Annotated in this window: 9 protein-coding genes; 5 read left to right on the forward strand and 4 right to left on the reverse strand. The window is 71.3% G+C overall.

Annotated elements, in window-relative coordinates; translation table 11 throughout:
- Nucleotides 1-166: 166 nt before the first annotated feature.
- Nucleotides 167-1261: a putative sulfate exporter family transporter gene (locus AB0F17_RS59030; RefSeq protein WP_358043908.1), complete on the forward strand. Its 1095-nt coding sequence runs from the start codon at nt 167-169 to the stop codon at nt 1259-1261.
- A gap of 88 nt (nt 1262-1349) precedes the next feature.
- On the forward strand, nt 1350-4670 hold the full coding sequence (locus AB0F17_RS59035) for a BTAD domain-containing putative transcriptional regulator (RefSeq protein ID WP_358043911.1): 3321 nt from the start codon (nt 1350-1352) through the stop codon (nt 4668-4670).
- Here the strand turns inward: AB0F17_RS59035 and AB0F17_RS59040 are convergent.
- From AB0F17_RS59040 to AB0F17_RS59050, 3 genes are read right to left on the reverse strand one after another with little or no spacing between them, the layout of a single operon-like run.
- Nucleotides 4643-6226 carry a CocE/NonD family hydrolase gene (locus AB0F17_RS59040; protein ID WP_358043914.1) on the reverse strand — a complete coding sequence of 528 codons (1584 nt, stop codon included), beginning with the start codon at nt 6224-6226 and terminating at the stop codon, nt 4643-4645. The two genes, AB0F17_RS59035 and AB0F17_RS59040, sit on opposite strands and share 28 nt — an antisense overlap.
- Nucleotides 6223-6984, reverse strand: coding sequence for an ABC transporter permease (locus AB0F17_RS59045; RefSeq protein ID WP_358043917.1), 762 nt, complete (start codon nt 6982-6984; stop codon nt 6223-6225). Before AB0F17_RS59045 ends, AB0F17_RS59040 begins: the two co-directional genes overlap by 4 nt.
- Nucleotides 6981-7892, reverse strand: a complete 912-nt coding sequence (locus AB0F17_RS59050; protein WP_358043920.1) for an ATP-binding cassette domain-containing protein — start codon at nt 7890-7892, stop codon at nt 6981-6983. Before AB0F17_RS59050 ends, AB0F17_RS59045 begins: the two co-directional genes overlap by 4 nt.
- Nucleotides 7893-8084: 192 nt before the next feature.
- Between AB0F17_RS59050 and AB0F17_RS59055 the strand changes: the two genes are divergently transcribed.
- The 3 genes from AB0F17_RS59055 (at nt 8085) to AB0F17_RS59065 (ending at nt 13721) form a co-directional block, all read left to right on the forward strand.
- Complete coding sequence (locus AB0F17_RS59055; protein WP_358043923.1) at nt 8085-9917, forward strand: M14 family zinc carboxypeptidase; 1833 nt, start codon at nt 8085-8087, stop codon at nt 9915-9917.
- 389 nt (nt 9918-10306) lie between these two features.
- Nucleotides 10307-11992 carry a carbohydrate-binding protein gene (locus tag AB0F17_RS59060; RefSeq protein WP_358043926.1) on the forward strand — a complete coding sequence of 562 codons (1686 nt, stop codon included), beginning with the start codon at nt 10307-10309 and terminating at the stop codon, nt 11990-11992.
- Nucleotides 11993-12068: 76 nt separating this feature from the next.
- The gene (locus AB0F17_RS59065) at nt 12069-13721 is read left to right on the forward strand and encodes a carbohydrate binding domain-containing protein (RefSeq protein WP_358043928.1); all 1653 of its coding nucleotides are present in this window, start codon (nt 12069-12071) and stop codon (nt 13719-13721) included.
- A gap of 3 nt (nt 13722-13724) precedes the next feature.
- Here AB0F17_RS59065 and AB0F17_RS59070 read toward each other — a convergent pair whose 3' ends face one another.
- Nucleotides 13725-15308 (reverse strand): molybdopterin-dependent oxidoreductase, encoded by a 1584-nt coding sequence (locus AB0F17_RS59070; RefSeq protein ID WP_358043931.1) that lies wholly within the window; start codon nt 15306-15308, stop codon nt 13725-13727.
- Nucleotides 15309-15382 lie beyond the last annotated feature (74 nt).

Here is a 15382-nt window from a genome sequence, read left to right on the forward strand (position 1 = left end):
CCTGGAAACGTCGGAAAATTCGACAAGACCGCTTTACCTGAATTCCATGTAGGTTTAGTATGAAACCCATGCGGTCGATCAACGAGGATTGGGCGGCGACCATCGTCGGCCTGGCGCTGGTCGTGCTCGTCATCACAGGCGTCATCCCAGCCGGGCTGGTGCCGTGATGAGCGCCGAAGCAACCGAAGGCCGGACGACCACCGGCCTGGACGTCGCCGGAGGAGTGCTGGCGGTGCTGGCGCTCGGCGCCGCCACCAGATTCCTGGAGCAGAGCGTGCCCGCGGCCACCAAAGGCGGGCCGTTCGAGCAACTGGGCGCGGCCATCGAGTATCCCGTCTACGCCATCGCCCTCGGGCTGATCGGCAACGCCGTGTTGACCGCCACCGGGCTGCGGGAGCGGCTCTCCGGTGGGTTCAGGACCGAGTTCTTCATCAAGACGGGCCTGGTGCTGCTCGGGGCGTCGATCAATCTCAAGGTGATCGTCACCGCCGCGGGCCCGGCCATCGCCCAGGCGGTCGTGCTGATCAGCTGCGTCTTCCTGTTCACCTGGTGGCTCGGCGGTCGGCTCGGGCTGGACGACAAGCTGCGGGCGCTCCTCGCGTCCGCCGTGTCGATCTGCGGCGTCAGCGCGGCCATCGCCGCCGCCGGGGCCGTACAGGCCAAGAAGGAGCAGCTCGCCTACAGCGCGAGCCTGGTGATCGCGTTCGCGCTGCCGTCCATCTTCGTGCTGCCCTGGCTGGCCGGGGTGCTGGGGCTGAGCCCCGAGGTGGCGGGCGCGTGGATCGGCGGCAACATCGACACCACGGCGGCCGTGACGGCGGCGGGCGCGATCGTCGGCGAGCAGGCGCTCCAGGTCGCCACCATCGTCAAGGTCACGCAGAACGCGCTCATGGGCGTCGTCGCCGTGGCCCTGACCGCCTACTTCGCCTTCAAGGTCGAGCGCCGCCCGGACGCGCCCCGGCCGCGGCCGGCCGATCTGTGGCATCGCTTTCCGAAGTTCGTGCTCGGCTTCGTGGCCGCCTCCGTGATCGCCACCTGGTATCTGGGGGTGGGCGGCGACAAGGCCGCCATCGGGGTGGTGAACGACCTTCGAGTGTGGTTCCTGATCCTGGCGTTCGTCAGCATCGGGCTGGAGTTCCGCCTCTCCTCGCTGAGGGAGGCGGGTTGGCGTCCGGTCGGCGTTTTCGCCGCCGCGACGGCGGTGAACCTGCTGCTGGCGCTGGGGCTGGCCGCGCTGTTGTTCGGCGGGTTCGCCGTTTGAGAGTGGGTACGGCTCGCGCGGCTAGGGGTGGTCGCGCGAGCCGTCCCGCTTGAGCGTTCACCTGGCGGGACGCGGCAGGATGGGTCTCGTGCGGATTTCCATCCTCGGGACGCTGGAAGTGGCGGCGGCCGACGCGGAGCCGGTCGCGGTCGGTGGGTTCCTGGTGCGAGCCCTCCTGGCGGTCCTCGCCCTCGAAGCCGGCCGGACCGTCACGTCGGAGCGGCTCATCGACGCGCTGTGGCCGGACGAGCCGCCGGTCAACGCCGCCAACGCGCTGCAGACGCTGGTCAGGCGGTTACGCGTGGCGCTCCGGCCGTACGAGATCGTGCGGAGCCGGCCGGGCGGCTACCTGCTGGCCATCGACCCGGACCAGGTCGACGCACTGCGCTTCCGCCACCTGACCCGAGCCACGAGCCCACCCCGGGAGGAGAGCCCGGCCGGCACGGCGAAGCTCGATGAGGCGCTCGCGCTCTGGCGGGGGCCGGCGCTCGCCGACCTCGGCGCCGTGCCGTACCTGGCGAATGTGGCGGCGGGGCTCGAGGAGGATCGGCTGGCCTCCGTCGAGGCCCGGGCCGAGGCGCGGCTGGCGGCGGGGCAGCCCGCCGATCTGGCCGCGGAGGTGACCGCGCACCCCCTGCGCGAGCGGCTGTGCGCGCTGGAGATGCGCGGGCTCGCCGCCGCCGGGCGCCAGGCCGACGCGCTGGCCCTGTTCGAGCGCACCCGCGGGACGCTCGCCGACGAGCTCGGCGTCGACCCGGGGCCCGAGCTGCGCGCCGCGCACCTGGCCGTCGTGTCAGGCGACGTTCCCGTACGGCAGGCCGCCCCCAAACGGCGCGACCTGCCCAAGGGCAACGTCCGGGTCCCGCTGACCACGTTCATCGGCCGAGAGGACGAGCTGGACCTGCTGACCGCCGTCCTCGGCCACGCCCGGATGGTCACGATCGTCGGCCCGGGCGGCGCGGGCAAGACCAGGCTGGCCGGCGAGGCGGCCCTGCGCATGGGCGCGCGGTTCGACGGCACGTGGATGGTCGAGCTGGCCCCCGTCACCGACCCGGCCGCCGTTCCCGGCGCGGTGCTCGACGCCCTCGGTCTGCGCGACGACCGCCCCGGCTACTCACGCAAGGAACCGGACCTGCCACCCATGCCCGGCACCCCTCACCGAGGACCGGCCGCGGCCGGTCGTCAGGGGCCGGATGTGGCCGGTGGCCAGGGGGCGGGCGTGGCCGGCCATCCGCGCCAAGGGGCGGACACGCAGGCCGGGCGGCCGGTAGGGGGCGGACCGCTTCAGCAGGTGGTCGAGGCCCTGGGCGAGCGCCGGGTGCTGATCGTGCTGGACAACTGCGAGCACCTCGTCGACGCCGCCGCGCGCCTGGCCGACGACCTGCTCACCGGCTGCCCCGGCGTGCACGTGCTGGCCACCGGCCGCGAGCCGCTCGGCGTGCCGGGGGAGCGGCTGGCGCCCATCCCGCCGCTGGAGCCGCCCCCGACGGGGGTGGGCGCGGCGCGGGCGGCCGCATACCCGTCGGTACGGCTGCTGCTCGACCGCGCCACCGCGGCCCGGCCCGCGTTCGCCCTCGACGAGGAGAACGTCGCCGCCGTGGTGGCCCTGTGCCGCAGACTGGACGGTATGCCGCTGGCCATCGAGCTGGCCGCGGCCCGGCTGCGCACGATGACGCCGCGGCAGCTCGCCGACCGGATCGATGATCGCTTCAGGCTGCTGACGGGCGGCAGCCGTACGGCGTTGCCCCGCCAGCAGACGCTCAGGGCGGTGGTGGAGTGGAGCTGGGACCTGCTCGACGAGCCCGAACGCGAGCTGGCCCGCAGGTTCGCCGTCTTCGCGGGCGGCGCCACGCTCGAGTCCGTCGAGGCCGTGTGCGGCGGCACCGCCGACGTCCTGGGCGCGCTGGCCGACAAGTCGCTGGTCCAGGTGGCGCCGGAAGGCCGCTATTCGATGCTGGAGACGATCCGCGCGTACGCCTCCGACCGGCTGGCCGAGGCAGGGGAGGCGGACGCGTACCGGCGGCGCCACGTCGTCCACCTGCTCGACCTCGCCGAACGGGCGGTTCCCGAGCTGCGGACCGGCGCGCAGGTCGAGTGGATCGAGCGGCTCTCGGCCGAGCGTGACGACTACTCGGTGGCGCTGCGCTGGGCGCTCGACCAGCGCGACGTGGAGCTCGCGCTGCGGCTCTGCGCGGCACTCAACTGGTACTGGTGGATGTGCGGCTACCGGCGCGACAGCGCGACCTGGGCGCGGCAGGTGCTCGACCTGGCGGGCGACACGCCGCCGAAAGGCCTGGTGCGGGCGTACACGGCCTGCCTGTTCGCGGACGGGGTGGACCGGTTTGCCGCGATCGTCAACGATCGGCCGGCGATGGAGTCGCTGTCGAGGCAGATGGACGAGCTGATCGGGGCGGCGGAACGGGAAGGCCCCACCCACCCGCTGCTGCTGATCAGCCGGGCCGTCATGGCGGGCGCGGCCGGGCTGGACGAGCACGCCGCCGAGCTGCTCGATCGGTACGCCGCGAGCGACGATCTCTGGCTGGCCAGCTCGGCCAAGATGATGGGCGGCCCGCACCGGTCCGAGGAGGCACTCGAACAGGCGGTGGCCGGTTTCAGGAAGCTGGGCGAACGGTGGGGGCTGAGCGAGGCGCTGCTGAACCTCGCCGCGCTGCGCGCCGAGCGCGGCGAGCGCGCGGACGAGCTGATCGCCGAGACCGTCTCGCTCACCAGCGAGTGGGTGAGCCCGGAGGAGACGGTCTCGACGCTGACCCGGCTGGCGACGCTCCGCGCGCAGAGCGGCGACCTCGACGGCGCCGCCGCCGACCTGGCCAAGGCCCGCCTCGGGACCGCCGGCCGAGCTGTCGGCGCGACCATCGACCCGGCCAGGGCCCGGTTCGGCGTGAATGAGGAGATCTCGGCGTTCACCCTCATCCAGCTCGGCCTGGGAGAGGCGGCGCTGGCCTACCGGCTCGGTGACATCGAGGAGAGCCTGGCCGCCTATCGCGGCCTGTTCGAGCTGCTGACCGAGGCGCCGCCGATCCCGCAGCTCGCGGTCGCGGTCCGGACCGGCTACGGCAGGGCGCTGACGGCCGGCGGCGACCCCGGGGCCGGGCTCGCCCAGCACCGTCTGGCGCTCGGCCGGCTCGGGCCCACGCCCGATCTGCCGTACCTGTCGGTGGTGCTGGCCGGCTGCGCGCTGGCCGAGCTGGCGAGCGGTGCCCCGGAGCGCGCGGCGGTCCTGTTCGGCGCGTCGGCGGCGGTCGAGCCGCCCGACATCTCGGCCGACACCGTCGCGGGGACGGTGTCGGTCAAGGCCGCGCTGGGCGACTCGCGCTACGACGACCTGTACGGCAAGGGCGCCGCCATGACCAGGCAGGAGGTCTACGAGATGATCGGCAGCATCACGTAGGACGGGTCGTGGACCGTGGTCGTGCCCTTCTCGGGGTTCCGGCCGAACCTGGGGAAGTTCGAGCCCGCCACGTCGATCCTGATCCGGTGCCCCGGGCGGAAGAGGTTCGAGATCGCGCCCAGCTCGACCTTGACCTCGCGCACCTCGCCCGGCGTCAGGTCCGTCACCCGGGTGACGGCGTCGGTCAGCAGTTCGGCGCGGCCGTCGGGGTGCACGTCGATCAGTTTGGCGGCGACGTCCGTGCCGGTCGCGGTGGACGACACGAGCACGACCAGCTCGGTGGCCCCCGTCACCTCCAGCGCGCCGTCGAGCGGCTCGCTCCGGTAGCGCAGCACGTCGTCGCGGTCGTCCAGCGGGCGCTGGTCGAGCGGCCCGAACCCGTCGTACGTCATCACCGCGCCGCCCACCGTGGGCACCGGGTGGTCGGGGTCGCAGACGAACTCCCCGCCCCCGCCGCCCGCCGGGATGGTGCCGAGCGTGCCGTTCGGGCCCAGATGGTAGGCCACGCGCCGGGCGGCGGGCGGCGGCCAGTCCGCCGCGGTGCGCCACTCGTCGGCGCCCATCAGGAAGTACGTCACCCTGGCCCGCTCGGGCGCCCGCTCGCCGCGCAGCCACTGGCCGAACCAGTCCAGGTGCAGGCCGGTCCAGTCGATCGCGTCCTGGCTCGCCTGCTCCCCGAAGTCCCGTCCGCCTATGAAGCCGTCTTGCGTGTGGTGCGCCCACGGGCCCACGACCAGCCGGGATCCGCCGCGCAGGTGCTGGTAGTGGCCGATGGAGGCGTCGCGGAAGTAGTCGTACCAGCCGGTGCCCACCAGCGCCGGCACCTCGATCCTGTCGTAGTGGACGGCGCCGTCCCGCCACGGCTCCGCGGCCGGGTCGGGGTTGTCCATCCAGCCGGCGTAGAAGGGCGCGAGGTCGGTCAGGAGCGGCTGGTCGCTGAGCGGCAGCCGCTCGGCCAGCCGCTGCATGGTCTCGGGGAACCGATCGGGGAAGCCCAGTGCCGTCAGGTAGGCGTCCTTGTCGGATTCCGGTGCCGTACCCCGGTTGATGCGGCGGTCCAGCTCGTTGATCGCGAGCACGAACGCGCTGACGGTCAGCACCACGTTGAGGTTGGGCGCGCCCGAGCTGTACACCACCTCGTGCAGTCCCGCGGGCGCCACGTGCGGCGCGATGGCCCGCAGGCCCTCCGGGTGTTCCTGCGCGGCCTGGAGCTGGGTGATGCCCAGGTAGGAGTCGCCGAACATGCCGACGTTCCCGTCCGACCAGGCTCGCGTGGCCGCCCACCGCACCGCGTCATAGCCGTCGGCGGCCTCCCCGGCGATGAACCGGAACGTGCCGTCCGAGTCGCCGGTCCCGCGTACGTCCTGGACGACGACCGCGTATCCGGCGGCCACCAGCCGGGGCAGGTCCAGGTGCAGTCCGGGCCCCTGATCCGCCCTGCCGTACGGCGTACGGGACAGCAGGATCGGAAAGGGACCGGGCCCGGCGGGCCGCCAGAGCGTGGCGACGAGGGTGACACCGTCGCGGGTGGTCATGGTCTCGGTGGTCCTGATCATCGAACTCTCCTGTTGTAGGCCCGCAGCGCGAGCGGGGTGAAGACGGCGAGCAGGGCGGCGGTCCAGCCGAACGTGATCCACAGGTCCGCGGCCCGCAGGCCGCCGACCATGAGGCCGCGGATCGCCCCCGCCAGGTGCGAGACCGGGTTGACGCCCATCCACCAGGTCAGCCAGCCGGGCAGGTCCGTCGCCGGGATGAAGGCGCTGCTGCCCAGCGTCAGCGGGAGCAGCACGGCCGTCGAGATGTGCTGCATGGACGTGACGGACTTGGCGATGAGCCCGATCCAGGCCGATCCCCAGCTCAGCGCCATCGCGAACAGCAGCACCAGGCCGACCCCGGCCAGCGCCCCCAGCGGATCGGTGCGCACGCGGAACCCCACGGCGTACCCCACGATCAGCGACATGATGATCGTGACCAGCAGCGTCAGCAGGTCCGCCAGCACCCGCCCGGCCAAGGGCGCGGACCTGGCGATCGGCATGGTCCTGAACCGGTCGAACACCCCGTTGCCGATGTCGGTGGCCAGGTTCATGCCGGTGCCGATCGTCGCCATCAACGCCACCTGGACGAGCACGCCGGGCAGCATGTACAGCACCGCGCCGTCCCGGTCACCACCCGCCGCCCCGCCGAACAGGTAGACGAAGACCACGATCATGAAAACCGGCTGCAGCAGCATGCCGATGAGCTGGCCGGGGCTGTTCTTCAACGGGATCAGGCTGCGCCAGGCCAGCGTCAGGCTCTGGGAGATCGCGGTGGTCATTTCACGGCTCCGGTCAGGGTACGGAAGACATCGTCCAGCGAGGGCAGCCGCAGGGCGTGCTCGGCGAGCACGATGCCCGCGTCGTCGAGCGCCCTCAGCAGGGCGGGCGGCACCGACAGGTCATGGACGGGAACGCTCAACAGGCCGCCCTCGGCCCGGGTACGCAGGATCGACTCGGCCTTCTCCACATCGGCGGCCAGCAGCGGCCTGACGTCGAGCCGATGCCCGCCGGCCATGGACTTCAGCTCACCGGGGCTCCCGCTCGCCGCGGTCCGGCCGGCGTCTATCACCAGCAGGTCGTCGGCGAGCTGGTCGGCCTCCTCCAGGTACTGGGTGGTCAGCAGCACGGTCACCCCGTCGTTCACCAGCTCCCTGACCGCGTCCCACAGCTCGCCGCGGGCATGCGGGTCCAGGCCGGTGGTCGGCTCGTCGAGGAAGAGGATCCGCGGCCTGCTCACCAGGCTCACGGCCAGGTCGAGACGGCGGCGCATACCACCCGAGTAGCCGCCGGCGAGGCGGCCGGCGGCGTCCGTCAGCCCGAATCGGGACAGCAACGCCGCGGCCCTGGCCCGTGCCTCGGAACGGCTCAGGCCGAGCAGGCGGCCCATCAGCACCAGGTTCTGGGTGCCGGTCAGTTTCTCGTCCACCGAGGCGTACTGGCCGGTCAGGCCGATCAGCTCGCGCACCCTCCCGGCCTGGCGGGTCACATCGAACCCGCCCACGAGGGCCCGGCCCGCGTCGGGGGCCACCAGCGTGGCCAGGATCCGTACCGCGGTGGTCTTGCCCGCCCCGTTGGGACCCAGCACACCCAGCACGGTCCCGGTCCTCACCCGAAGATCGATCCCGTCGAGCGCGGCCGTTTCGCCGTACCTCTTGACGAGCCCTTCCGCTTCGATCGCGTAACTCATGCCGCTCAGCGTGTCTCGAAGCTCTGGTAAGGGCCTGGCAGTAACCTGGCACCTACCTGTCAGGTCCTGGAACCGGCAGGAAACGGGCCCACTGGACGGCCGGAAAGTTGGGCCTTTCCCAACCACCACAACGTCCTCACCCTCAGTTCAGGCGCGTGCCAACAACTAGCCCACGCGCTTGAGGAGGACGAGGTGAAACGCCGTTTTGTCATCCTGCTAGCCGTCCTCGGCCTGGTCTGCCTGACCGGCATGACCGGAGCCGGGGCCGCCGCCGAGCCGCCGCCGAACCGGCAGTATCGCGTGGAGGGACCGGCGAACGCCCAGCAACGCAGTGCCGTCGCGGCGACCGGCGCCGCGATCGACGAGGTGACCAAGGACTCGGTCCTGATCACCGCCACGGCAGCCGAGGTGGACGCGATCAGGCACCTCGGCTACCGGGTGGCGGAGGTGTCACGCCCGTTATCCCCGTCCGGCGGTGTCGGGACCTTTGACTTCCCGTCCGCGGACTCCGGGTATCACAACTACGCCGAGATGAACACCGACATCAACGCGCTCGTCGCCGCCCATCCCAACCTCGCGACCGTCTCCACGTACGGGACGTCGTACGAGGGCAGGGCGCTGCGCGTCGTCAAGATCAGTGACAACGTCGCGACCGACGAGGCCGAGCCGGAAGTGCTCTTCACCGCGCACCAGCACGCCCGCGAGCACCTCACGGTGGAGATGGCGTTGTACCTGACGCACCTGCTGGTGGACAACTACGGCACCGACCCCCGGATCACGAACCTGGTGAACTCCAGGGAGATCTGGATCATGCCGGACCTGAACCCGGACGGCGGCGAGTACGACATCGCCACCGGCAGCTACCGTTCCTGGCGCAAGAACCGCCAGCCGAACAGCGGCTCCTCGGCCGTCGGGACCGACCTGAACCGCAACTGGGCCTACAACTTCGGCTGCTGCGGCGGCTCCTCCGGCAGCACCTCCAGCGAGACCTACCGCGGCCCGTCGGCCGAGTCGGCACCCGAGGTCAGGAGCGTGGCCAACTTCGTCCGCGGCCGGGTCGTCGGCGGCGTCCAGCAGATCAAGTCGAACATCGACTTCCACACCTACTCCGAACTCGTCCTGTGGCCCTACGGCTACACCTTCAACGACACGGGCCCGGGCCTGACCCAGGACGACCACGACGCGTTCGCCGCGCTCGGCCAGAACATGGCCGCCACCAACAGCTACACCCCCCAGCAGGCCAGCGACCTCTACATCACCGACGGCACCATCGACGACTGGCTGTGGGGCGTCTACAAGATCTTCAGCTACACCTTCGAGATGTACCCGGTCAGCTCCAGCCCCGGCTTCTACCCGCCGGACGAGCAGATCGTCCCGCAGACCACCCGCAACAGGGAGGCGGTGCTCCGCTTCCTGGAGTACTCCGACTGCGTCTACCGGATCATCGGCAAGGAGTCGACGTACTGCGGCACCGGCACCCCGCCCGTGACCGTCTACTCCGACACCTTCGAGACGGACACCGGCTGGGCCGCCAATCCGAGCGCCACGGACACGGCCACCACCGGCACGTGGGAGCGCGGCGACCCGGAGGCCACCACCTCCTCGGGTGCCAAGCAGCTCGGCACCACGGTCAGCGGCACCAACGACCTGGTGACGGGCCGTCTCGCGGGCACCGCCGCCGGTGACTTCGACATCGACGGCGGCATCACCTCGATCCAGTCGCCGCCCATCACGCTGCCGTCCACCGGCACGCTCAGCCTCTCGCTGTCGTGGTATCTGGCGCACGGCTCGAACGCCTCCAGCGCCGACTACTTCCGGGTCAGGGTGGTCGGCAACAGTACGACGACCGTCTTCCAGCAGGCCGGCGCGGCGTCCAACCGCGACGGGTCCTGGGCGACGGCCACGGCGAGCTTGACCGCGTACGCGGGGCAGACGGTGCGCATCCTCATCGACGCCGCCGACGCCTCCGGCGCGTCTCTGGTCGAAGCAGGCGTCGACGACGTCCGCATCACCCAGCAGAACTGATTTTCCGGGTCATTACGGCGGAGCGCCGAGTTTCGGCGCTCCGCCGTTTTGGGTCTTGTAAGACCCTGGTGTCAAGGCTACGATCGCGGCAACTCTTAGGAAACTTTCCTAAAAGAAATCTTGAATCAGGAAGCCATGTCCCGGTCGCCGCCCCCCTCGTCCACTCTGGCCAGGAGTCCGCAGAGTGTTCCGGGCCGTGGGAAACGACCGCCCGGCGTGGCCGTTCCCGCCTCGCTCTGACTGACCGAGCAAACCCCTGCTGCCACCCCCCAGCGGCCCGCCGACCTCGCGGGCCGGTGCGGTACGGCTTGCGCTCTCACCCCCCCGGCGCAAGCCGTACGGCACGACACAAGGACATGACCCGTCAAGCCGCACCACCAGGGAATGCCATGAGATTTCGCCGCATGTTCCTCGCCTTACTCGCCGCCCTGGCCATGATGGGCGCCGGGCTCACCACGGCCATGCCCAGCGCCTACGGGTCGGTGGCCTTCGCCTACCCCGCGTGGACGGCATGGACGGCCTACACCGTGGGCACCCGCGTCACCTACAACGGCGTCGACTACGAGTGCATCCAGGCCCACACCTCCCAGCCCGACTGGACGCCACCGGCGGTGCCCGCCCTGTGGAAGCCCGTCTCCGGCGGCGGCACCGACACCACCGCGCCCTCGGTGCCCGGCAATCTCCGCTCGACCGGCGCCACCTCCAGCAGCGTCTCGCTGGCCTGGAACGCCTCCACCGACAACGTGGGCGTCACCGGCTACAACGTCTACCGCGGCTCGACGCTGGTGACGACGGCCACCGGCACCACGTACACCGACGGCGGGCTCGCGGCCTCGACCAGCTACACCTATACGGTCCGCGCCCGTGACGCCGCCGGGAACCTCTCGGCCGCCAGCAACTCGGTCACCGCGACCACCTCAGCCGGCACCGGCGCCCCCGGCCAGCCGGGCTCGCCGAGCGTCAGCGGGTCCACCAGCAGCTCGCTCTCCCTGTCGTGGGGCGCGTCGTCGGGCACGGTCACCGGCTACCGCGTGTACGAGGGCAGCACGGTCAGGGCCACGGTCACCGGGACGTCGGCCACCATCGGCTCCCTGAGCTCCTGCACCTCGCACACCTACACCGTCAGGGCGTACAACTCGGTAGGCGAGTCGGCCTCCAGCGCCTCGGTCACCGGCACGACCACCGGCTGCACCACCGGCGCCAAGCTGCCCGGCGCGCCGTACCTCTACATGGGCTGGGGCGACCCGCCCGCGCCCGCCACGGTGATGAGCGCGACCGGCGTCAAGTCGTTCACGATGGCGTTCATCCTGTCCAGCGGCGGCTGCAACGCGGCCTGGGACGGTAGCCGTCCCCTGACCGGCGGCGCCGACGCGCAGGCCATCTCGGCCATCAAGTCGGCCGGCGGCAGCGTGCAGGTCTCGTTCGGCGGCTGGTCGGGCAACAAGCTCGGCCCCAACTGCTCGACGCCCGCCGCGTTCGCCGGCGCGGTGCAGACGGTCATCAACGCCGTCGGCCCCGCCGCGGTCGACTTCGACATCGAGAACACCGACGAGTTCGAGAGCGAAGCCGTCCAGGACCGCATCCTGAACGGCCTCAAGATCGTCAAGCAGAACAACCCCAACGTCAAGGTCGTCGTCACCTTCGGCACCTCGACCACCGGCCCCACCTACTGGGGCACCCGCCTGATCAACCGCTCGAAGGAGCTCGCGGTCCCGATCGACAACTACACGATCATGCCGTTCGACTTCGGCGGCGGCTCGAACATGTACCAGAGCACGGTCAACGCCTCCGAGGGGCTGAAGAACACCCTCAAGACGGCCTTCGCCTGGTCGGACGCCCAGGCGTACGCGCACATGGGCATCTCGGGCATGAACGGCCTGTCCGACCAGCAGGAGCTCACCTCCACGGCCACCTGGACCCAGATCCGTGACTACGCCAGGAACAACGGGCTGACCAGGCTCGCGTACTGGGCCGTCAACCGCGACCGGCCATGCCCGGGTGGCGGGGTCGTGTCGAACTGCAGCGGGATCGCCCAGTCGAACTGGGACTTCACCAGGATCACGGCCGGCTTCTGACCGAGCCCGGCTCGCCGCTCCCGTCGCACCGGCACCTCGCCGTCGGTGCGGCGGGCGGCTCGAAGGGGGAATCTCCATGAACCTGCGAGGACTCGCGGCGAGCGCCGCCATCGCCCTGGGGCTCATCGCCCTCCACGCCACACCCGCCGCGGCCGCCAACATCCTGACCAACCCCGGCTTCGAGTCCGGCCTGTCCGGCTGGACCTGCTCGGCCACGGCCGCGGCCCAGGCGGTGTCGCAGCCCGTGCACGGCGGTACGAAGGCCCTGCAGGCCACCCCGGCGGGCAACGACTACGCCAGATGCACGCAGACCGTGACGGTCAAGCCCAGCACGACCTACCAGGTGTCGGCCTGGGTGCAGGGCAACTACATCTTCCTGGGGGCCACGGGCTCGGGGATCGACGTCAGCACATGGGCCGCCCCGGGCGGTCAGTGGCAGCAGCTGAAAACATCATTCACCACCGGCGCGGGTGTGACGAGTGTCACCGTCTACGTCAACGGCTGGTATGGCCAAGGCGCCTACTACGCCGATGACGTGGTGCTGGACGGACCGGGCGGCACCCCGGACACCCAGGCGCCGACCGTGCCGGGAAGCCCGGCGGTCGGCGGCGCCACCAACTCCAGCCTGACCGTGACGTGGTCCGCCTCCACCGACAACTCCGGCAGCATCGCCGCCTACGAGGTCTCCAGGGACAACGCGGCCCCTGCGGCGGTCACCGGCACCAGCTACACGGCCACCGGGCTCAGCGCCAACACGACCTACGGGTTCCGCGTCAGGGCGTGTGACGCCGCCGGCAACTGCTCGGCGTACACGGCCTCCGTCAGCGGGAAGACCACCAACGACACCACGCCGCCCACCGGCGACATCCGCTACGCGCCGTACATCGACATCACCATGAACACCCCGTCCCTGGTGAGCGCCGCCGCCGCGACCGGGGTGAAGAACTACACGCTGGCCTTCGTGCTCGGCGACAGCACGGGCTGCAACCCGGCCTGGGGCGGGGTCATCCCGTTGGCCGACTCCAGGATCATCAACGACGTCAAGGCGCTCCAGGCCCAGGGCGGCCAGGTGGTCGTCGCGAGCGGCGGCGCCCAGGGCCCGTATCTGGAGCACAACTGCGGCACCACCGCCACCCTGCTCGCCGCCTACAAGAAGGTGCTCGACACGGTCGGCACGAACCAGCTGGACGTCGACGTCGAGGCGGCGATCGATGTGAACAAGGTCAACAGCGCGCTGAAGCAGTTGCAGACCGAACGCGGCACCGTCGTGCGCTACACGCTGCGCGTGCAGGCACAGGACTACGGGCTCGACCCGTTCTCGGTGCAGATCCTTCAGGACGCTGCCGCCAAGGGCCTGAACGTGATCGTCAACCCGATGGTCATGGACTTCGGCTACACCGGCAACTGGGGCGACGCGATGGTCTCAGCCGCCCAGGCGACGCTCGGCCAGATGAAGGGCGTGTGGCCGTCGAAGACCGACGCTCAGCTCAAGCGCCTGCTCGGCGTCACCCCGATGATCGGCAAGAACGACACGGGCCAGACCACCACCCAGGCCGACGCCCGCAAGCTGCGTGACTGGGGCAACACCAACCACATCGGTTTCGTCGGCTTCTGGTCGCTGGGCCGGGACAACGGCGGCTGCCCCAACGGCAGCGTCTCGCCGACGTGCAGCGGGATCGCCCAGTCGGCGTACGAATTCACCGGCATCTTCAAGGGGTTCACTGGATAAGACTCAACGGACCAGTTGCGTGGGCTTCACGGGGAGGCCCAGCCCCGGCGGGCGATACGTCGGCAGGGCCTCCCCGTACTCGTGCATCCACGCGTGATCGACCAGCAGCCGCATCCGCCCCCCGGCCACGACCACCGCCGGATCCGGCGCGGCGGGCTCCACGTGGTCGACGGTCAGCTTGGCCACCGCGTCCGCCACCAGATGGGCGTCGGGCGGCGCCAGGTCGCACCGGTCGTCGGGCCCGATGAGCAGCTCCACATCGGGCGGGAGCGGATAGATCGGCCGCGGGATGGCCAGCACGCGCGGCGACGGCGCCATCGGCAGCCCGTCGCGCACCGCTTCGAGCAGCACCGACTGCGACGACCGGCGATCGAACAGCCCCGCGGCCAGCGGCCAGCTCAGCGCCCCCACGTCCGTGCCGTCCTCGCCGCAGGCGTGCAGGCACAGGTACGGCACCAGCGGGACGGCCGACCCCGCCCCGGCCTGCGCCCACCCGCTACCGCAGCCGGTCAGCACGAGCAGCGCCAGCATGGCCCGGTAGGCGGTGTCCGCGTGGTTGGTCTCCAGCCGCCCCGGCACGATCATGCACCGCCCACCGGTCTTCTCCGCCGTCACCCCCAGCTCCCGCGCGATCTTCAGCGTGCGCGAGGCGGCCACCCCCGTGTACGTCTCCTGCCAGGCAGGCGTGTACGGCTCGCGGCGATCGTCATAACCGCCGGGCCACTGGCCGGGCAGCCCGTCACGGGCCACCCCGTACACCGCCAGCAGCAGGTCGAACACGGTCGTCGCCAGCTCGTCGCCGTCGCTGACCACCGGCACTCCACGCCGCAGCAGCCCCGGCCCGTCGTCGAAGCGTGGCAGCAGCACCTCCACCGAGTCGCCGCCGTACACGCTCAGTCCCCCGGCCGGCCGCCCGATCAGCCCGCCGGCCACGAAGGCGTCGCCGTGTTCGCGCAGCCGGACCAGGAACGGCAGGTCCGTACGCTCCATGGCGTGCCCGGCGAACGCCGCCCGGTCCAGGAAGAACTCCTTGAGCAGCACATGCCCCATGGCCATGGCCAGCGCGCCGTCGGTGCCCGGCCGGACCACCAGGGTCTCGTCCGACAGGCGCGTCGGGTGCGGCCCGATCGCCACGACCTTCTGTCCTTTGTAGCGCCCGGCGATCACCAAGGGCATACCGGGCGTGCGGACGAGCCTGTTGTTCTCCCCCCACAGCAGCACGTACGCCGCGTGCGGCCAGTCCTCCGGCAGCGTCCCGGGGAACCCGTGGCCGAGCAACTGGTCCGGCACGTTGGACTGCTCGGTCAGCACCGCGCCGCCGAGGCCGGCGACCAGCCCGGCGAGCGGCGAGGTGGACAGCGCGGCCACCCGGTCCGCGCCGTGCTCGGCGGCCGTGTGCACGATCGCCGCGGCGGTCAGCTCGGCCGCCGTCCCGTCGTCGAGCGGTACCCGTCTCCCGCCCCTGGCCTGCTGGTAGAGCTGCGAATTTCCTGTGAGTTTCGCCCAGGCCGCAACCGGGTCGCGGAGCCCGCCTCTCACCTCGAAATAGAGCCTGACCAGAGCCTGGTTGACCTGCGATCCCCCCATGCAAAAAGTTCAGCACAGTGGGTCATGTTCTATCGCGTTACGACCCGCCATGTCAGGGATAAGAATCGGAACCC

Source organism: Nonomuraea sp. NPDC026600, from assembly GCF_040638335.1.
In the GTDB taxonomy this organism is placed as follows: Bacteria; Actinomycetota; Actinomycetes; order Streptosporangiales; family Streptosporangiaceae; genus Nonomuraea.